The following is an 18818-nucleotide window of genomic DNA, read 5'->3' as shown; positions in this document are numbered from 1 at the left end:
GGGGCGCGCATGCGGCTGATATCCGAACATTTCGCCGAGCTGGCGCCACCGCTCCTGCAGGGGCTGGCGGTGACCCTGGAGATCATGGCAGGCGCCGTGGTGCTGGCAGTTCCGCTGGCACTGGCCGCGGGCATCGGGCGCCTGTCGTCCGTGCGCCCGCTGCGCTGGATCGCGGCGGTCTACGTCGAGGTGTTTCGCGGCACTTCGGCCCTGGTGCAGCTCTTCTGGTTCTACTTCGTGCTGCCGCTGTTCGGCGTGCAACTGCCGGCCATGCTGGTGGGCATCGTGGTGCTGGCGCTGAACGCCGGCGCCTATGGCGCGGAAGTGGTGCGCGGCGCGATCCGCGCGGTGCCGCCGGGCCAGCGCGAAGCCGGCATCGCGCTGAACCTGACGCGCGGCCAGATCATGCGCCGCATCGTGGTGCCGCAGGCCGTGCCGGCCATGCTGCCGCCTGCGGGCAACCTGTTGATCGAGCTGTTGAAGAACACCGCGCTGGTGTCCCTCATCACCATCACGGACCTGACCTTCCGCGGCCAGCTGCTGCGCAGCGAGACCCTGCGCACCACCGAGATCTTCACCCTGATGCTGCTGATGTACTTCGCCGTGGCGCTGCTGATCACGGCCGGCGTGCGTCTGCTGGAACGCAAGGTGCGCGTGCGATGAAGCCGGTATTCGATTGGTCCTTCGCCCTGGAGATCCTGCCCACGCTGGGCTCCGCGCTGGTCATCACGATCGAGGCCACGCTGCTGGGCATGCTGGTGGCTGTGACGCTGGGCCTGGTGTTGGCCTTGCTGCGGCGTTCGCGGCTGCGCATCGTGTCCCTGCCCACCGCCTTCGTGATCGAGTTCGTGCGCAGCACGCCTCTGCTGGTGCAGATGTACTTCCTGTTCTACGTGCTGCCGCTGACCGGCGTGCGGATGTCGCCGCTGGCCACCGGCATCGCCGCGCTGGGCCTGCACTACGCGACCTATTGCGCCGAGGTCTACCGCGCCGGCATCGAAGCCGTGCCGCGCGGCCAATGGGAGGCCGCCACCGCGCTGAACATGTCGCGCTGGCGCACGGCCGTGGGCGTGGTGCTGCCGCAGGCGATTCCGCCTGTGGTGCCGGCGCTGGGCAATTACCTGGTGGCCATGTTCAAGGACACGCCGCTGCTGTCGGCGATCACCGTGGTGGAACTGCTGCAGCAGAGCAAGATGATCGGCTCTGCCACCTTCCGCTACACCGAGCCCCTGACCCTGGTGGGCCTGCTGTTCCTGGCGTTGAGCCTGGTGGCGGCCTGGGGCGTGCGCGGCCTGGAGGCCCGCCTGCAACGATATGGAGGAAAGCGATGAGCGCCAGCGTAAGCATCAAGAACCTGCGCAAGCAGTACGGAGAACTGGAGGTGCTGCGCGGCATCAACCTGGAGATACCGGCCGGCCAGACCGTGGCAGTGATCGGCCCCTCCGGCTCGGGCAAATCGACCTTGCTGCGCGTGCTGATGACGCTGGACCAGCCCACCAGCGGCGACATCGAGATCGACGGCGTGCCCATGTGGACCGACGCGCAGGGCCGCCCCGCCGGCCTCAATTCAGAGCATCTGCGCAAGGTGCGCGGCAAGATCGGCATGGTGTTCCAGCACTTCAACCTGTTCCCGCACATGACGGCGCTGGCCAATGCCATGGAGGCCCCGGTGCACGTGCTGGGCATGTCGCGCGACCAGGCGCGCGAGCGCGCCGTGGAATACCTGGAGATGGTCGGGCTGGGCGACAAGCTCGATGTCTATCCCGCGCAGTTGTCGGGCGGGCAGAAGCAGCGCGTGGGCATAGCGCGCGCGCTGGCCATGTGCCCCGACATCATGCTGTTCGACGAGGTGACCTCCGCGCTGGACCCGGAGCTGGTGGGCGGCATCCTGCAGATCCTGCGCGACCTGTCGGCCCGGCGCAGCATGACGATGATCATCGTCACCCACCAGATGAAGTTCGCAGAACGCAGCTCGGACCGGACCCTGTTCTTCGACGAGGGCAACATCGTCGAGGACGCCGAATCGGCGGTGCTGTTCAGCCAGCCCAAGGAAGCGCGCACGCGCCAGTTCCTGGATTCGGTGATCGAAGGGCAGTAGCGCGGCGCTTGCGTGCCAGCCTTGACCCCGCCCGGGGCTGCGGTATTCAGGTTCCCGGGCGGGTCGGGGCGCTATGCTGTCGCATCCCACGCCCCGGAGGCTCCAGCATGTCCCTGCTTTTCAGTCCCACGTCCATCGGCCAGCTGGAGCTGGCCAACCGCATCGTCATCGCGCCCATGTGCGAGTACTCGGCTGAGGAAGGCCTGGCGACCGACTGGCACATGATCCACCTGGGGCATCTGGCCTTGTCCGGCGCGGCGCTGCTGTTCGTGGAAGCCACCGCCGTGGAGCCCGACGGCCGCATCACCCCGGGAGACCTGGGCCTGTGGTCCGATGAAACCGAGGCGGCCATCGGCCGCGTCGTTGCAGCCATCCGCCGCTATGCGCCCATCAAGCTGGGCATACAGCTGGGCCACGCGGGCCGCAAGGCGTCCAGCGAAGCGCCCTGGAACGGCGGCCAACTGGTGCCGCCCGAGGCCGGCGGCTGGCAGGGCTGGGCGCCTTCGGCCGTGCCGCACAATGCGTCGGAACCGCCGCCCCACGCGCTGGACACGGCGGGTCTGGCCCGCGTGCGCGACGCCTTCGTGGCCAGCGCCAGGCGCGCCGTGCGGCTGGGCTTCGACGCGATCGAACTGCACGCCGCGCACGGCTATCTGCTGCATCAGTTCCTGTCGCCGCTGTCCAACCGGCGCGACGACGCCTACGGCGGTTCGCTCGAGAACCGCATGCGCTTTCCGCTGGAAGTCTTCCAGGCGCTGCGCGAGGCCATTCCGCCGTCGGTGACGCTGGGTGTGCGCGTGTCGGCCACCGACTGGGTCGAAGGCGGCTGGGACCTGGAACAGACCTTGGTCCTGGCGCAAGCCTTGAAGGAACGCGGCTGTGAATTCATAGACGTGTCCAGCGGCGGCGTCTCGTCCCAGCAGAAGATACCCGTGGGGCCGAACTACCAGGTGCCGTTCGCCGACGAAATCAAGCGCAAGGTGGGCATGCCGACCATCACGGTGGGCCTGATCACCGAGGCGCAGCAGGCCGAAGACATCCTGCAGAACGGCCAGGCCGACATGGTCGCGCTGGCGCGCGGCATGTTGTACGACCCGCGCTGGCCGTGGCACGCCGCGGCGCAACTGGGCGGCCAGGTCAGCGCGCCGCGCCAGTACTGGCGTTCGCAGCCGCGTGACCAGAAGGCGCTGTTTGGCGATACGCGCTTCGGACAACGCTAGGCGCAACCGGCAGGCTGGCAGCCTGCCGGACCCTGTTTATTGAGGCCGCCTGCCTTCGTAGGCGTTTTGCAGCAGCGCCCGCAAGGCCTCGCGTTCCAGCGGACGCGGATTGGGGTAGGGCGTCTGCATGGCGATGTCGCAGGCGCGGTCCAGGTCTTCCTGGCGCATACCGATGTCGCGCAATGCCGTGGGCGCGCCCAGAGTGCTGGCCAGATCGAATACGCCTGCCGCGGCAGCCGGTGCGCCCAGCGCCATGGCGATTCGTTCCATGGCCCGCGGCGCGGCCGCGGCGTTGTAGGCCAGGGCATGCGGCAGCACCACGGTGTGGACTTCCGCGTGCGGCAGGTTGAAGCTGCCGCCCAGCGTATGGCAGAGCTTGTGATGCAGCGCCATGCCCACGCTGCCCAGCACCGTGCCGCAAAGCCAGGCGCCGTAGAGCGCGTCGCTGCGCGCCTGCAGCAGGTCCGCGCCGCAGGCGCCGGCATGTATGGCGGGCAGCGCCTGGGCCAGCGCGCGTATGCCTTCCTGCGCCATCAGCTCCATGATGGGATTGCCGTCGCGCGCGTACAGACCCTCTGCCGCATGGGCGATGGCGTTGATGCCGCTGGTCACGCTCATCGACACCGGCAGCGACAGGCTCAGTTCTGGGTCGTACACCACGCTGCGCGGCAGCACCCGGTCATCCTTGCCGGTCTTCTTCAGGCCGCTCTCGGTGAGACCGTAGATCGGCGTCATCTCCGAGCCCGCATAGGTCGTGGGAACGGCAATGACCGGCAGGCCCGAGTCCAGCGCGATGGCCTTGCCCAGCCCGATGGTGGAGCCGCCGCCCACGGCCACCGCGCAATCGGCGCCCAGCTCGCGCGCCGCTTCCCGCGCCTGGCGCGCGATTTCCATCGGCACGTGCATCACGGCCTGGTCGAAGATCCCGGCAACCCGCGCTTCGCCCAGCAGCGCCGCGACCCGCTCGGCCTGCGCGCGCTGCGGCGGCGTGCAGAGCACCAGCGCGCGCTGCAGCCCCAGCGCATCGAGTTCGGCCGCCAGGCCGCCCAGGCTGCCCGGCCCGAAGACCACGCGCTGGGCGCGGCTGGCGTAGATGAAGGATTGCATGGCGTTCCCCGTCTGCATGTCGGTCATTGTGCAACGATTCCGCGGCTCTTGATGAGCTCGCCCCAGCGCTGGGACTCGGCCTGCACCAGCCGGTTCATGTCATCGCGGCCGCCGGCCACCACTTCGAATCCCGATTCGGTGATGCGTCCGGCCACGGCCGGGTCGCGCAGCGCGGCGATGGTGGCGTCGGCCAGCTTGTCCAGCGTCGCCGCCGGCGTCCTTGCGGGCGCCACCATGCCCACCCAGGAATAGATCTCGAAGCCCGGATAGCTCTCGGCGATGGCGGGCACGTCCGGCAGGGCCGCGACCCGCTTGGGCGCCGTCACCGCCAGCGCACGCAGCTTGCCGCTCTGGATGTGGGGCAGCACCAGCGGCAGGCTGGCGATGATGGACTCCACGTGTCCGCCCATCAGGTCCGATACCGCCGGGCCGCCGCCGCGGTAGGGCGTGTGGATGCCGCTGGTGCCCGCAGCCTGATGGAACATTTCAGCCGCCAGATGGTTGGAACTGCCCGCGCCGACCGAGGCGTAGGACACGCTGCCCTTCTTGCCGGCCGCGACGTAGTCGGCCAGCGTCTGGTATGGACCGCTGGCGGTCACGGCCAGCACCATGGGCGAGCGCACCATGTACGACACGCCCGTCAGGTCGCGCGCCGTGTCATAAGACAGCTTGGGGTAGATGTGCTGCTCGGTGGCGTAGGAATCGAACACCATTTCCACCGTGTAGCCGTCGGGCGCGGACTTGGCCACCATCGCTGTGCCTATGGTGCCGCCGGCGCCGCCGCGGTTGTCGATGACCACCGTCTGGCCCAGCTTGTCCTGCAGCGCCTGCTGCACCTGGCGCGCCACCCGGTCCACGGTGCCGCCCGCAGCGAAGGGCACCACCACCGTTACCGGCTTGCTGGGATAGGAATCCGCCAGCGCGGGCAGGGCGGCAGCCCAGGCGCCTGCGGCGAGGGCGGCGCTGGCCAGCAGGGCGCGGGGCGAGCGGCGGGGGGCGTTGATCGGGGGCATGCGGGTCTCCTGGGCTTATCGTCGTTGTGTCCGGCCGTCTATCTTTGTCTAAATTGCCAAAGTGCGTCCATGCGCAGTATCGTAATTGCCAAATCTCCCAGGAAAGCTGGCGTGCCACGCCAAAGCCTTTTGCGCCACACGCACAAATGAAAACCGTCAAATTCGCGGAAAGCCTCTCCATCTTCGTCGACGTCGCCCGCGCCCAGAGCTTTTCCGAGGTGGCGCGCCGCCGGGGCATGGTGGCCTCGTCCGTGGCGCGGCAGATCGGCGCGCTGGAGTCCGAGCTCAAGGTGCCGCTGTTCGTGCGCTCGACCCGTGCATTGATGCCCACCGAGGCCGGCGAGGTGCTGTACGAGCGCGCCGTGAAGATCCTGCACGACATGACCGAGGCGCGTTCCGAGGTCATTTCGCTGGAGCAGACCGTGCAGGGCCTGTTGCGGGTCAGTTGCCTGCCGGCGTTCGCGCGGCGCTACGTGGTGCCCATGCTGCAACAGCTGGGTGAACGCCATCCGCAATTGCAGGTGGAGCTGGAACTGACCGAGCGCGTGGTGGATCCGGTGGTCGAACGCATGGACGTGGTGGTGCGGGTGGGGCAACAGCCAGACAGCAGCCTGATCGGGCAACGCATCGGCAGCCATCGCTACCTGATCTGCGCCGCGCCCTCATACCTGGAACGCCATGGCGTACCGCGCACGCTGGCGGACCTGTCGCGCCATCGCCTCATCGACCGGCGCCACAGCACCAGCGTGCGCGGCTGGCGCGAACTGGGCGACGGCCAATGGGCCCAGGACGCCAGGTTCGTCCTGGAGTGCGACGACTGCGACGCGCGCCGGTTCGCGGCGCTGGAAGGGCTGGGCATCGCGCTCATGCCCAACTGGTCCGCGGGCGCGGACCTGGGCGCCGGCCGGCTGGTGCAGCTGACCTTGCAGGACGCCAGCCCGCCGCCCGAAAGCGGCATCTACCTGCTGCGCGCCATGCCGCGCGCCAATGCGCGCATCCGCGCCTTCACCGAACAATTGCGGCGGCAGATCGGCTCGCCTTCCGTGTGGGATGCGGCCATCGAGGCTGCGCGCGCGGCCTGACGATCGCGCAGCCTTACGTGGCATCGTGGAAGATGATGCCCAGCGTGTGCCGCTCTCCGTTGCGCAGCCGGCCGACCCCATGCCGCAGATTCGCGCGGTAATAGCCGCGCGCCGACCGCACCGGCCTGTGATTGACGGCAAGCACCACGGCATCGCCTTGCCGCAAGGGCACCACGTCGGCCCGTCCGGGTTGCTTGGGATTGCTTTCGGCCAGCAGCAGCTCTCCACCTTCGAAATCGCGTCCCGGCTCATTGAGCAGGAAGATGGCCTGGAACGGAAAGACATGGTCGCCGTACAGGTCCTGATGCAGGCAGCAGTAGTCGCCCGCCTGGTAGCGCAGCAGCAGCGGCGTGGGCCGGCGCTGTCCGGCGGCGTGGCAGATACTCCGGAATTCTTCATGCGTTGCGGGAAAGCGCGCTTCGAGGCGCATGGCCGCATGCCAGCGGTTGGCGATGGGCGCCAGGCGTGGATAAAGCGACTGCCGCAAGCTTGCGACGATATCCGGCAGCGGATAGCTGAAGTATTTGTACTCGCCGCGGCCGAACGCATAGCGTTCCATCACGATGCGGCTGCGAAAGCGCGTTTCGTCGCCGTAGCCGGCCGCAAGTTCCTCGCACTGGGCCTGCGTCAGCAGTCCCGGCAGCACGGCGTAACCATCGCGGCCCAGATCGTCTTCGACGTCCTGCCAGTCCGTATCCGCAATCCGGGTTTCAGGCAGGCCGTGCAGCATGGTTGATGTAGGCATGGCTGGGGCTGGCATCAGGGCGCATCGTGGAAAAACAGTTCAAGGCCGATGCGCGTGCCTTTGCGCACGCGGCTGACGGCATGCTTGAGGTTGACGCGGTAATAGCCCTTGGAACCGTGAAAGGGGCGTTCCCCCGTGGCGATGATGGCGACGTCGCCGAAACCGAGCGGCGCCACCAGCGGACGCGATTGCATGCGCGGGCGCTGCTCCGTCATCACGAACTCGCCGCCCTGGAAGCCGTCTCCCGGCTCGGACAGGAGCGCGACCGCCTGCATGGGGAAGACCTGTCCGCCTGTATTGCGCTGGTGCAGCGCGATGTAGTCTTCGACGCCGAGCCGGCTCAGGTGCGATTGCGCCCGGGTCTGGCCGGCGTCGCGGTTGCGCTGAAGAAAATCTTCCAGCTCATCGGGATAGCGCGCGCGCACGTCCAGAAGCTCGTTCCAGCGATTGGCGTGTACGACGAGCCGACGGTACAGCGCCGAGCGCCATTGCTCCAGCGGCGGCGGGATGCCGGCATCGAAGTAATACAGGTCGCCGCGCCCCAGGCCGGCGGATGCCAGGCTCACCCGCCGGGCGTCTGGCGCGTCGGCTTGCCGCGCCAGACTGCGCGCCGGTTCCGCGCCCAGCAGTCCTGGCAGCACGGCATAGCCTTCGGCGTCGAGCTGCGATCCGATGTCCGGCCAATCCAGGTGGTCCAGGCTCGTTTCGAGGGCGGTCATGCCGCTGTGATGCATAGGGTCCTCATCGATGGTCGCAAGCGTGCGCGGCATCATGCCGCGTCATGAAAAATGATGCCCAAGGTGTGGCGCCGGCCGCTGCGCACGCGGCTCACGCCATGCCGCATGGCGACCTTGCGCGGCCCGCGCGCGCCCGCCGCGGGCCGTTGATTGACGGTGAACACCACCGCGTCGCCCTGGCCCAGCGTCACGACGTCGGCGCGCTGGCTTCTGGCCGCAAGCTCGGTCATGACGAATTCGCCGCCGGTGAAATCCTTGCCCGGCACGGCCAGCAGGATGGCGACCTGCAGCGGAAACACATGTTCGCCATAGAGATCCTGGTGCAGGCAGTTGTAGTCGCCCTCGCCGTACTGGAGCATCAATGGCGTTGGACGCGTCTGGCCCGCCCGGTGGCAGCGTTGCAGGTAGGCGTCCAGTTCGGGCGGGTACTGCGTATCCGCGCGCAGCCGCTGGTTCCAGCGGTTGGCGATCGGCGCCAGCCGGGCATAGAGCGCGTGGCGCAATTGATCGAGCAGCGGCGGCAAGGGGTAGGCGAAGTACTTGTACTCGCCGCGGCCGAAGCCATGCCGCGCCATGACGATGCGCGAGCGAAAGCGCGCTTCATCCGGGTAGAGGGCGGCGAGGGCGCGGCATTGCGCGGGCGTCAGCAGTCCGGGCAGCACGGCGTTGCCGTGGGCATCGAGCGCTTGCTCCACGTTCTGCCAGTCATAGTCGGCTGCTGCTGTCATGTCCTTGTCTCCGCTTGCCGCGGCGCGCATGCCCGGTCCTCCCTGTGATTACAGGCGAGGCCAGTGTAGAAATCCACCGCCTTTTTGAAACTCCGTTTGTTGCGCTTGCTTCCTCCAAAACAAAAAACGCCGCGGATGGCGGCGTCTTCAGGCGGGCAGGAACCGTCGCGGCTCAGAGGCGCGAATAAGCCTGCTCCAGTTCGCGGTGCAACTGGTCGGCGAAATCCTCGCGCGCGGGATCCAGCTGCGACAGCAGGCGGGCCAGCACGACGTTGTCTTCCTCGCCATTCCAGATCTTGATGTAGGTGCCTTCCTTGTAGCCATGCTGCTGGCGGAAGATGTTCAGCACGTTCTTGGACACGTATTGCGTGTAGGCGTCGTTCCAGCTCATCTCGCAGGACGTCATGGTCTGTTCCAGGACCTTGAAGCTGGCGCGTCCGCACACGGCCAGGCCGCCGATCAGCTCCAGCAGTTCGGGCACGTTCAGCTGGTCCAGCGCATGGGTCTTGCCGTCCAGCGCGACCGAGGCCGGGCCGGACAGGTCCGCGACCAGCGCGTCGGCGGCGGCGCCGATGTCGCCGCGGGACTGGACGATGGTGTGCGACAGATAGAAGTGCAGGATGTCCACCAGCTCCATCTGCACTTGCGGCAGGTCGATGGTCTGCTTCTTCCACCATTTCCAGCCGTAGTGTTCCAGCGCTTCGGCGGATTCGACGAAGGCGGCGCGCAGGAAGCGGGCTCCGCCGTTGACCCAGTCCGGATTGATCATGCTGTTCAAGTGGCCCTGCAGCTTCAGCATCGTGGCCGCCTGGGCCTGGTTCAATCCGACTACGTTATTCACTTTCACTCCGTGGTTCATGGGTCTTTCGACAGCGGCGGAAATGTTAGCACCATTACCCGCGGGGGCCGCGCCGCCGTGATGGCGGAATCAGGCGTCGCCGTCCTTGCGGTAGGAAGAGCGCTTGAGCGGAGGCAGCGGCGTCTTGCCGCGCGGATTGCGCGCATTGCGGGCCGCCTTGAACAGCATCATGGCAAAGAAGAACAGGAAGACGGCGGGCATGGCCTCGTCCAGGTCGAACCCGGGGCCGCGCAGGGCTTCGAAGATGATGCGCGCCCCGGCCCAGCCGGCCAGGATGCCGCCCACCGTCAGGATGACGCCGATCTTGCGCTGGGTGGCTTGGCGGGCCATCGATACCTCGGCGGCATCGGTCTGGCCCGGGGCCGCGGGCGGCGCTTGCCGCGATTGCAGGGGCGGCGGGGCCGCCTTGCCCCAGGGCGCGCCGGATAGCGTTTCAGACGGAGAAGCGGGGGGCGGGGGCGGCGGAGCTGCCGGACGGGATTGCGCCCGCTTGTCGGGAACCTGTCCCGGCGATGCGCCGCCGGCGCGCGTCAGGTTTTCGACGTAGCGCGCGAAATCGCCATTCCTGGGTTCCCCATCTATGGCCATTGCCCCTCTCTCCGGTTCAGTTGCCGCGGCGTTGGCGTGCCGGGACCCGGCGTTTGCGCAGCATGGCTATCAACAGCCCGCATCCTAGCAGTACCGAGAGGCCCGCGCCGATCATCATGGCAATCTGTTGCGCATTGTCCGCTGTACCCAGGCTGCGCGCGGTGATATAGCCCGGGGCCAGCATCAGCGGCATCCAGAGGATGGCCGAGGCGACGTTGGCCATCTGGAAGCGGCTGTGCCCCATGCCCATCACGCCGGCGACGGTGGGAATGGTGGAGCGGATGGGGCCGAGAAAGCGGCCGATCAGCACGGAGGCAAAGCCGTAGCGGTAGAAGAACAGGCGTGCGCGCGCCACGCCGCTGCGCTGCTGCTTCAGCGGCCAGCGGCGCAGGATGCCAGGGCCGGCCCAGCGGCCCAGCCAGTAGGACAGGGCGTCGCCCACGATGGCGCCGGCGATGCCCCAGGCGATGATGGCCCAGGGATTCAGGGTGCCCGCGCCGATCAGGCCGCCGGTCAGCAGCATCAGGGCCGTGGCCGGGATGAACAGGCCCAGCAGCACCATGGATTCGCCCAGCGTGAGCAGAAAGGTGATCGGTCCCGCCCAGGCCTGGTTGGCCTCGATGAACATCGCGATCTGGTCGATGTATTGGTCCATATTTACGAAGTTGAAAATTAGCTGAACGCAATCAGGTATGTTAACGCCTGCGGAACTGCCGGTGCACCGTATAGTCCGTCTGGATGAAGCTAATTGTTGGAGAGTTATGGATTCGGTTACGCAGGCGGTACTGGGCGCGGGCATACAGGGCGCCCTCCTGGGGCGGGTGCAGGGGCGGCGGGCGTTGATCTACGGCGCGACGCTGGCCACGGTGCCGGATCTGGATGTCCTGATGCGCTATCCGGACCCGGTGTCGCTCATGACCTACCACCGCGGCTTCTCGCACTCGGTCTTCGTGCTGACCGGCCTTGCGGTTTTCCTGACCTGGCTGATCCGCAAGTACTGGCCGCAGGCGCCATACAGCGGACGCCGGCTGTTCCTGACCTTATGGCTGGTGCTGGTGACCCATCCCGTGCTGGACTCCTTCACGGTCTACGGGACGCAGCTGTTCTGGCCGCTGGCGCTCATCCCCGAAAGCTGGGCCGCCGTGTTCATCATCGACCCGGTCTATACCGTGCCGTTGCTGCTGGCGGTGTTGTTCGCCATCGGCTTCGGCATGACGCTGACGGCGCGCCGGCTGCTGGCCGCGGCGCTGGTGTTCAGCACGGCCTACCTGGGATTCGGGCTGGCCGCGCGCATCGCCGCCGAGGACCGCGTGCGCGAGGCGATGCAGGCGCAGGGCATTGCGCTGAGCGAACTGCGCGCCGTGCCCATGCCCTTCAACACGCTGGTGTGGCGCGTCATCGCCAAGACGCCCGACGGCCACTATTACGAATCGGTCAGCAGCCTGTTCGACAGCGATCCGCCGGAATGGCTGCGCCAGCCGCTGAACCTGGATGTGGCGCGGGCGCTGGCGGACGTGCCGTTGCACCAGCGCCTGCGCTGGTTCACGGACGACTGGCTGCGCTACGACGTCATCGGCAATGCGTTGGTGGTGACGGACCTGCGCATGGGCATGGCGGGGCATTACACCTTCCGCTTCAAGATGGCCGAACGCGCGGCGGACGGCAACTGGCAGGCGGTGACGCCTTCCATCTGGCCCACCGAGCGCGGCGGTTGGGCCGAACTGAAGCTGGTACTGGCGCGCATCCTGCATGCGCAGCCGCCCTTGCCGCTGGCGCAGTGGTCGGAACTGTCGACCAGATAGGAACGTGATTCAGGTTACCGCCGGCGGCCGCGGCAGCGGAGTGCCGGCTTGCTCATAGGCTTCGGCCGCCTGCAGCAGCTGCAGGTCGGCGTGGCAAGGGGCAACCAGCTGCAAGCCTATCGGCAGGCCATCCTGGCCCAGACCGCAAGGCACGCTGACGGCGGGGTGCCCGGTCAGGTTGAACAGCATGGTCCACGGATACCAGTGCGCGCGGATGTCGCCGTACGAGCGGCCGTCGATGTCCATGGTGTCGAATATGTCCGTGCCCAGCGGCAAGGCGGTGCGTGACATGGTCGGCATGGCCAGCAGGTCGGCCTGGCCGAACAGCGCCTGCACCTTGCGGTAGAGCGCGGTGCGGGCAAACATGGCTTCCTGGTATTGCTGGGCGCTGAACGCCGCGGCGGTGGCGATCTGCCGCCGGAAGGTGGGGCTGTAGGCGTCGGGTTCGCGTTCTATCAGTGGCAGGAAGCGGGTGCGCCAGACCGTGTGGTTGATGACGCGCCAGATGGGCTCGACATCGAAGCCCTCGCCGTCGAACGGTTCTACTTCCGCGCCCAGGTCGGCCAGGCGCGCCAGCGCCGCTTCGAATGCGCGGCGCACGTCGGCGGCCACGGGGCGGCCGGGCGGGGCGGCGCAATAGCGGACGCGCTTGCCGCGCAGCATCTCGGGATTGGCCGCCGCGCCGGCGTAGTCGGTCCTGGGTACGCCCAGCGACCACGGATCGCAGTCATGCGGGCCGGCCATGGCCGCCATCATCAGGCGGGTATCGGCCACGGTGCGCGTGGTCGGCGTCACGTAGGTCTGGTTGCCGATGGCGTCCTGCGCCTGGCTGTGCGGTATCGCGCCCAGGCTTTGCTTGAATCCCACCACGCCGTTGCACGCGGCGGGGATGCGGGTGGATCCGCCGCCATCGCTGGCCACCGCAAGCGCCGTGATGCCGGCGGCCGTTGCCGCCGCGGCGCCGCCGCTGGAGCCGCCGCAGGTGCGTTCCAGGTTCCAGGCGTTGCGGGTGTGGCCGAACAGCGGCGAATCCGTCATGGACTTGGAGCCGAATTCCGGCGTCGTGGTCTTGCCGATCAGGACGGCGCCTTGCTGGCGCAGCCGCGCCACGGCCACGGCGTCCTCGGCCGGCACGTTGGCGCTGAACGGCACGGCGCCGAAGGTGGTCCGCACGCCCGCGGTATTGACCAGATCCTTCACCGTGTAGGGCAGGCCATGCAAAAGGCCCGGCGCATCGCCGCGCATCAGCGCGGCCTCGGCAAGCCGGGCCTCGGCCATGGCCTCTTCGGCGCACAGCGTGATGAAACAGTTCAGGACGGGCTGCAGGCTTTCGGCCCGTTCCAGCGAGGCGCGCACCAGCTCGACCGGGGACACTGCCTTGGTCCGGATCAGGCTTGCGGCCTCTACCGCGCTCAAGTCGCAAAGGGAATCGCTCATCGAAGCCACGTTGCGCCTATTCGTCGAAGGAAATGCCGGCGGCCTTGACGATGGGGGCCCAGTGCGCGCGCTCGACGCCGATGCGGCGCTTGGCGCTCTGCGCGTCCTGGGGGTCGACCAGGAAGCCCGCGGTCTGCAGTTTTTGCACCAGCGCCGGCCGTTTGCCGGCGGCGACGAAAGCCTGTTCCAGTTGGGCGATCGTGGCGTCCGGCGTGGCCGCGGGAGCGTACACGCCATACCAGCTGGCGGCATGCTGGTACTGCGGGTAGCCCTGTTCCAGCAGCGTCGGCACATCGGGCAGGGAGGGCAGGCGGCGGCTGCCAGCCACGCCCAGGAATTTCACCTTGCCGGCGTTGTAGAGCGGCAGCATGCTGGCGACGGCGTCCCAGCCCATCGACACTTCACCGCCCGCCACGTCCACCAGCATCGGCGCCGCGCCGCGGTAGAGCACGGGCACGACCTCCAGGCCGTTCTGGCCGCCCATTTCTATCGTGCCCAACTGGCCGGGGCTGCCTTGCGTCGCCAGGCCCAGGGTCGCCTTGGCGCGCGCCTGTTTGGCCCATTGCACGTATTCGGCCATGTTGCCGTAGGGTTGGGCGGCGCCCGTGACGGCGCCGGTGGGCACGTCGGCGACCAGAGCCACCGGGCGCAGGTCATGGTCCGGGTCGTATCCCAGCTTCTTGTAGGTCAGCGGAAAGATCACGAACATCGGCGACGAGCCCAGGTACAGGGTGAGCCCGTCCGCCTTGGCGCGCTTCACCACGTCGAAACCCAGGCGTCCCGATGCGCCGGGACGGTTCTCGACGATGACATTGGCGTAGCCCGCCGTCTGCAACTGTTCGGCGTAGGCGCGGGCCACCGCGTCGGCGGCGCCGCCCGCGGCGTAGCCGACCACCAGGCGCACGAGCTTGTCGCCGCCGGCTGGCTCCTGGGCCATCGCGCTGGGTTGCAGGCCTGCCGTCGTCGCGGCGGCAAGGATGAAGGCGAGAAGTCGGGGGCGGGCTAGCAAGGCGGTCTCCTGTTTGCGCTCTGTTGCTCCTGCGGCCTGGCCGGCCGCGGATCGGCTCATGGCCATGCGCTATGCCGTTATCATCGGTCCGCCCGGGTTTACCGTATAGTGAATTATTCGACTAATGGATTGAGAAAATGGTCAAGCCGCAGCCCATCGAGTCGCTGGCTTCGCGCCTGAAGCTGCGGCATCTGCAGATCGCGCTGGCGTTGCGCGATGCGCCGTCGGCCAAGGAGGTGGCCGCGGCCGCGAACGTGAGCGAGTCCGCGGTCTCCAAAACCTTGGCCGAGCTGGAATCGCAGCTGGGTTTCAAGCTGTTCGAGCGCATCGGCAATGCCAAGCGCCCGACGAAAATGGGCCGCCAGATCCTGCCCATGATGGAGGCCGTGGTGGCGCAATCGCGCGGGCTGGCCCAAGCCGTGACGGACGTACGCAGCGGCCGCCTGGGCGAACTGCGCATCGGCGTGGCGACCGACATGGGCAAACTGACGCTTGCGCCCTTGATCCATGCCTTCAACCAGGCCCAGCCCGGCGTCGCGCTGGATGTGCAGGCTGGCGGATACCGCGCCATGGCGGACCTGTTGCTGGACGACAAGCTGGACGCGCTGGTGTGCTACGACGCGCCCGAGCTGACAGCGCCTGGCCTGGGACGCCTGCGGCTGGTGCCGCCGCAGCCGCTGGTGGTCGTCGCCAACGCCCGACTGTCGCCGCTGGCCGCCCGCCGCCGCCTTACGCTGCCGGAGTTGCATGCAGAACCCTGGTGCAAGCCGCGTCCGGGCACGATGATGCACGACAAGCTGACCGCGCTGTTCCTGGGATGCGACCTGGGACTGCCGCCGCGCGGCATTCAGGTAAGTGATCTTTTGCTGACCGATGAATTCGTGCGCACCACGGATTACCTGGTCATGCTGCCGCTGGCGGCGGCCGAGCGCCTGACCGTCGCGGCAGAGGCGGTCATCCTGCCGGTCGAGCTGCGTGAACAGAATCCGCCCACGGTCGTCGTATGGCAACGTGCCGCCGAACGGCAGACTCCGCTGCATCGATTCCTGCAGTTCTGCGAGACGCCGGTTGGCTGAGGCATTCCGTTGATCTACATCGGGGGCCGGCGGCTCCCGCGACCAGGCCCCGGGCGACCCCGGGGCTTTTTCATGCTGTTCCCATATTGACCGCCGTCGAGCCCCGCATTATTCTTGTTCAACTTATAGGAACATAAGTTCCGTTTTTTGGAACAAACATGAGTATTCTCGATGGCGTCCAGCGCGTGCTGGGGCTATACGCGGAAGGCGCGTCGGAGCTGAGCTTCACGGAAGTGGCGGCGCGCCTGTCCATGCCCAAGAGCAGCGCGTCGCGCCTGCTCAACCAGATGCAGCATTACGGCTTGCTCGACCAGGACGCCGCCACGCGCCGCTACCGCGCGGGGGCGATGCTGGCGCAGGCGGTGCGCGCCGGCATGGCGGCCACGCCGCTGGACGACGCCTGCCGCGCGGTGCTGGCCCGGCTCTCCGACGATAGTGGCCTGACCGCCTATCTCTCCACCCTGAACCAGCGCGAGACCGTGGTGCTGCAGCGCCTGAACGGCTCGCACCCGGTGCAGGTGCTGTCGCCGCCCGGTTCGCGCCGCGCCGCCTCGGGCACCGCCATGGGCCGGGCGCTGCTGTCGCGCCTGAGCGAAGCCGAGTTCCAGGCGCTCTACGGCGTCGACGCCGACCAGCCGCTGCCCACCGAAGGCCGCGACTGTCCCGCCACGGTCGGCGAACTGGCCCGCCTGGTCGCGCAGACCCGCGCGGACCATTGCGGCGTGGCCATCGACCAGGCCATGCCGGGCATAGGCGCGGTGGCGGCCGCCGTGCGCGACCCCGCCACCGGCGAACTGCGCGGCCTGTGTTTGTCCTTCGTTTCCTTCCAGGCCGATGCCGCCCGCGTCGCGCGCTTGCGCGAGTCGGTGCTGCGGCAGGTGGGGGCGCTGGGCCGCGAACTGAACGATCCCTATTGGCTGGCCTGAACGCTTTCAGGCCCACAGATGCGTCCGCGCCGCCGGACACCCAGAAAATCCCCTTACGGAAATCCTCCACATGAACCTACTGCTCCTCAGCAATTCCAGCAGCGACGCCGGCTATCTGGTCCACGCGCTGCCCGACATCCGCGAACTGATCGCGTCGCTGCCGCAAGGCGCGCCGGCCGTCTTCGTGCCGTACGCTGGCGTCACGCGCGACTGGGACGACTACACCGCGCTGGTGGCGTCGGCCCTGGCGGATACCGGCCTGGACATCCAGGGGCTGCATCGCGCCGAGGATCCCGTGGCCGCGCTGGAAGGCGCCGCGATCATCATCGTGGGCGGCGGCAACACCTTTAACCTGCTGGGCCAGCTGCGCCGCCAGGGCCTGCTGGACGTCGTGGCGCGCCGCGTGCGCGAGGGCGCGGCCTATCTGGGCTGGAGCGCAGGCTCCAATCTGAGCTGCCCCAGCATCTGCACCACCAACGACATGCCCATCACGGACCCGCAAGGCTTCGACGCCCTGGGCTTGCTGTCGTTCCAGATCAATCCGCACTACACCAATGCCCATCCGCCCGGACACCGCGGCGAAACCCGCGCCCAGCGCCTGGCCGAGTTCTGCACGCTGAATCCGCAGATGCCCGTGCTGGGCTTGCCGGAAGGCTCCGCGCTGCGCGTGCGCGGCAATCGAATCGACCTGGTCGGCCCGCACGACGCGCCGCTGTTCCTCGGCAACGAAGAGCCGCGCGTGTTCCGTCCGGGTCCCGTGGAGATCCCGGCATGAAGCACGTCATCGACGCCATCGAACTGCTGTCCTCTGCGCACATCACGGGCGAGGCCGTGGCCGAACAGCTGCGCGCGGCGGGCAACTGTGAAGTCGAAGTGACCCGGCTGGAGCGCGACGGCGCGGCCACCGAATTCCTGTCCATCGTCATTCCGGGCCTCGACGAAACCGCGCCGCAACTCGGCATCGTCGGCCGCCTTGGCGGCATCGGCGCGCGTCCGGCGGTCACCGGCCTGGTGTCCGACAGCGACGGCGCGGTGGTCGCGATTGCCGCGGCGTTCAAGCTGATGGCCATGGCGCGCCAAGGCGACGTCATGCCGGGCACCGTGCGCATCCGCACCCACATCTGCCCGCGCGCCGGCACGCGGCCGCACCATCCGGTGCCGATGATGCGTTCGCCATTCCCGATGCGCGAGATGATGTCGCATGAAGTCGACCCGCGCATGGACGCGATCCTGTCCGTCGACACCACGCGCGGCAACCGCCTGGTCAACAAGCGCGGCGTGGCGCTGACGCCGGTCGCGCGCCAGGGCTATCTGCTGCGCATTCCCGAGACCATGCTGGACGTCATGGGCTGGGTCAGCGGCGAACTGCCGGTGACCTTGCCGCTGACCACGCAGGACATCACGCCTTACGAAAACGGCCTGTGGCACGTGAACTCGTTGATGCAGCCCGCGATCGTCACCGGCGCGCCGGTGGTGGGCGTGGCGCTGACCGCTCAGACCACTGTGCCGGGCTGCGCCACGGGCGTGACCAACGCCGTGGACGCCGACGTCGCCATGCGTTTCTGCATCGAGATCGCCAAGCTCTACGGGCAGGGCGCGATGAGCTTCGTCGACGAAACGGAATGGGCCGCCTTGCAGAGCCGCTACGGTTCGATGGCGCATCTGCAGACCGTGGGCCGCGAAAGCGCGGGCGAGGCATGAGCGCGCAGCCGCGCCGCGTGGCGTTCTTCACCATCGGCCAGTCGCCGCGCAGCGACGTGGTGCCCGAGATGGCCCCGCTTTTGGGCGCGCAGGTGCGCATCGACGAATTCGGCGCGCTCGACGGGCTGGACGCCGCGGGCCTGGCCGCGCTGGCGCCCAAGCCGGGCGAATACCGCTTCGCCACCCGCATGCGCGACGGCTCGCAGATCGAACTGGACGCGGCCGCCGCCGAGGCGCGCTTGGCCGAGGTCATGCGCCAGGCCGATGCCGCGGGCTATGACGTGCTGGTGCCGCTGTGCACCGGCACCGCGATCGCGCCGATGCGCACGCTGGTGGTGGAGCCGCAGCAGGTGGTGGACCACCTGGTCGTCGGCCTGGCCGAGCATTGCCGCAAGGTGGGTCTGGTGGTGCCGCTGGAGGCGCAGGTCGATGCCTTCCACATGGTCGTGCCGCTGTCCTGCGAGACCGTGGTCGTGCATGCCTCCCCCTACGAAGCCGACGCGGCCCAGGCCGCACTCAACTTCGAGCGGGCCGGCCGCGAACTCGCGTCCTGCGACCTGATCGTCATGCATTGCATGGGCTACGCCGAGCGCATGCGCCAGGCCGTGGCACAGGCCTCGGGCCGGCCGGTGCTGCTGTCCAACCGCATGGTGGCGCAGACGCTGGCGCAAATACTGGAATAACGCCGCA

General features: G+C 68.3%; 21 protein-coding genes. 11 read left to right on the top strand and 10 right to left on the bottom strand.

The genetic code is table 11. The annotated features are described in order from the left end of the window. Window positions 1-9: 9 nt before the first annotated feature. From ehuC to IB268_RS23980, 4 genes are all read left to right on the top strand, one after another. A complete protein-coding gene (gene ehuC, locus IB268_RS23995) occupies window positions 10-663 on the top strand; it encodes an ectoine/hydroxyectoine ABC transporter permease subunit EhuC (RefSeq protein WP_054455979.1) in 654 nt (217 codons plus the stop codon). Beyond that, window positions 660-1331 (top strand): ectoine/hydroxyectoine ABC transporter permease subunit EhuD, encoded by a 672-nt coding sequence (gene ehuD, locus IB268_RS23990; protein ID WP_175181434.1) that lies wholly within the window; start codon window positions 660-662, stop codon window positions 1329-1331. Before ehuC ends, ehuD begins: the two co-directional genes overlap by 4 nt. Beyond that, window positions 1328-2098 carry an ectoine/hydroxyectoine ABC transporter ATP-binding protein EhuA gene (ehuA, locus tag IB268_RS23985; protein WP_054455983.1) on the top strand — a complete coding sequence of 257 codons (771 nt, stop codon included), beginning with the start codon at window positions 1328-1330 and terminating at the stop codon, window positions 2096-2098. The genes ehuD and ehuA overlap by 4 nt, the downstream gene beginning before the upstream one ends. Before the next feature lie 107 nt (window positions 2099-2205). Beyond that, the gene (locus IB268_RS23980) at window positions 2206-3318 is read left to right on the top strand and encodes an NADH:flavin oxidoreductase/NADH oxidase (protein WP_175181433.1); all 1113 of its coding nucleotides are present in this window, start codon (window positions 2206-2208) and stop codon (window positions 3316-3318) included. A gap of 36 nt (window positions 3319-3354) precedes the next feature. On the opposite strand, the gene IB268_RS23975 is transcribed toward IB268_RS23980, so the two are convergent. Together IB268_RS23975 and IB268_RS23970 are read right to left on the bottom strand one after the other, a co-directional pair. After that, window positions 3355-4425, bottom strand: a complete 1071-nt coding sequence (locus IB268_RS23975; RefSeq protein WP_192354908.1) for a maleylacetate reductase — start codon at window positions 4423-4425, stop codon at window positions 3355-3357. Window positions 4426-4448: 23 nt separating this feature from the next. After that, window positions 4449-5438: a tripartite tricarboxylate transporter substrate binding protein gene (locus IB268_RS23970; RefSeq protein ID WP_175181431.1), complete on the bottom strand. Its 990-nt coding sequence runs from the start codon at window positions 5436-5438 to the stop codon at window positions 4449-4451. 146 nt (window positions 5439-5584) lie between these two features. On the opposite strand from IB268_RS23970, the gene IB268_RS23965 reads away from it, so the two are divergent. Continuing rightward, a complete protein-coding gene (locus tag IB268_RS23965; RefSeq protein ID WP_054455989.1) occupies window positions 5585-6520 on the top strand; it encodes a LysR family transcriptional regulator in 936 nt (311 codons plus the stop codon). A gap of 13 nt (window positions 6521-6533) precedes the next feature. On the opposite strand, the gene IB268_RS23960 is transcribed toward IB268_RS23965, so the two are convergent. From IB268_RS23960 to IB268_RS23935, 6 genes are all read right to left on the bottom strand, one after another. Beyond that, entirely contained in the window at window positions 6534-7265 is a 732-nt protein-coding gene (locus tag IB268_RS23960; protein WP_370126305.1) for a 2OG-Fe(II) oxygenase, read from the bottom strand. A gap of 14 nt (window positions 7266-7279) precedes the next feature. Further along, window positions 7280-7984: a 2OG-Fe(II) oxygenase gene (locus tag IB268_RS23955; protein WP_054456471.1), complete on the bottom strand. Its 705-nt coding sequence runs from the start codon at window positions 7982-7984 to the stop codon at window positions 7280-7282. 50 nt (window positions 7985-8034) lie between these two features. Next, window positions 8035-8730 (bottom strand): 2OG-Fe(II) oxygenase, encoded by a 696-nt coding sequence (locus tag IB268_RS23950; protein ID WP_175181429.1) that lies wholly within the window; start codon window positions 8728-8730, stop codon window positions 8035-8037. Between the two features lie 172 nt (window positions 8731-8902). Then, entirely contained in the window at window positions 8903-9589 is a 687-nt protein-coding gene (locus tag IB268_RS23945) for a dUTPase (protein WP_175162993.1), read from the bottom strand. A gap of 69 nt (window positions 9590-9658) precedes the next feature. Further along, window positions 9659-10177 (bottom strand): hypothetical protein, encoded by a 519-nt coding sequence (locus IB268_RS23940; protein ID WP_175213704.1) that lies wholly within the window; start codon window positions 10175-10177, stop codon window positions 9659-9661. A gap of 16 nt (window positions 10178-10193) precedes the next feature. Next, entirely contained in the window at window positions 10194-10832 is a 639-nt protein-coding gene (locus IB268_RS23935; protein ID WP_054455998.1) for a DedA family protein, read from the bottom strand. Window positions 10833-10938: 106 nt separating this feature from the next. On the opposite strand from IB268_RS23935, the gene IB268_RS23930 reads away from it, so the two are divergent. Next, entirely contained in the window at window positions 10939-11979 is a 1041-nt protein-coding gene (locus IB268_RS23930; protein WP_192328550.1) for a metal-dependent hydrolase, read from the top strand. 9 nt (window positions 11980-11988) lie between these two features. On the opposite strand, the gene IB268_RS23925 is transcribed toward IB268_RS23930, so the two are convergent. Beyond that, window positions 11989-13416, bottom strand: coding sequence for an amidase (locus IB268_RS23925; protein WP_054456002.1), 1428 nt, complete (start codon window positions 13414-13416; stop codon window positions 11989-11991). 16 nt (window positions 13417-13432) lie between these two features. Next, window positions 13433-14425: a tripartite tricarboxylate transporter substrate binding protein gene (locus tag IB268_RS23920; protein ID WP_119449330.1), complete on the bottom strand. Its 993-nt coding sequence runs from the start codon at window positions 14423-14425 to the stop codon at window positions 13433-13435. Between the two features lie 137 nt (window positions 14426-14562). On the opposite strand from IB268_RS23920, the gene IB268_RS23915 reads away from it, so the two are divergent. From IB268_RS23915 to IB268_RS23895, 5 genes are all read left to right on the top strand, one after another. Beyond that, entirely contained in the window at window positions 14563-15501 is a 939-nt protein-coding gene (locus tag IB268_RS23915) for a LysR family transcriptional regulator (RefSeq protein WP_119449331.1), read from the top strand. A gap of 158 nt (window positions 15502-15659) precedes the next feature. Further along, window positions 15660-16427 carry an IclR family transcriptional regulator gene (locus IB268_RS23910; RefSeq protein WP_192354907.1) on the top strand — a complete coding sequence of 256 codons (768 nt, stop codon included), beginning with the start codon at window positions 15660-15662 and terminating at the stop codon, window positions 16425-16427. 70 nt (window positions 16428-16497) lie between these two features. Beyond that, entirely contained in the window at window positions 16498-17202 is a 705-nt protein-coding gene (gene pepE, locus IB268_RS23905) for a dipeptidase PepE (RefSeq protein WP_054456008.1), read from the top strand. Next, window positions 17199-18128 carry a DUF1177 domain-containing protein gene (locus IB268_RS23900; protein ID WP_054456009.1) on the top strand — a complete coding sequence of 310 codons (930 nt, stop codon included), beginning with the start codon at window positions 17199-17201 and terminating at the stop codon, window positions 18126-18128. The genes pepE and IB268_RS23900 overlap by 4 nt, the downstream gene beginning before the upstream one ends. After that, window positions 18125-18811, top strand: a complete 687-nt coding sequence (locus IB268_RS23895) for an AroM family protein (protein ID WP_192354906.1) — start codon at window positions 18125-18127, stop codon at window positions 18809-18811. The genes IB268_RS23900 and IB268_RS23895 overlap by 4 nt, the downstream gene beginning before the upstream one ends. Window positions 18812-18818: the final 7 nt, after the last annotated feature.

This window comes from Achromobacter sp. ACM01 (genome assembly GCF_014851745.1).
In the GTDB taxonomy this organism is placed as follows: domain Bacteria; phylum Pseudomonadota; class Gammaproteobacteria; order Burkholderiales; family Burkholderiaceae_B; genus Achromobacter; species Achromobacter aegrifaciens.
This window is presented reverse-complemented; position numbering and strand designations above follow the sequence as displayed.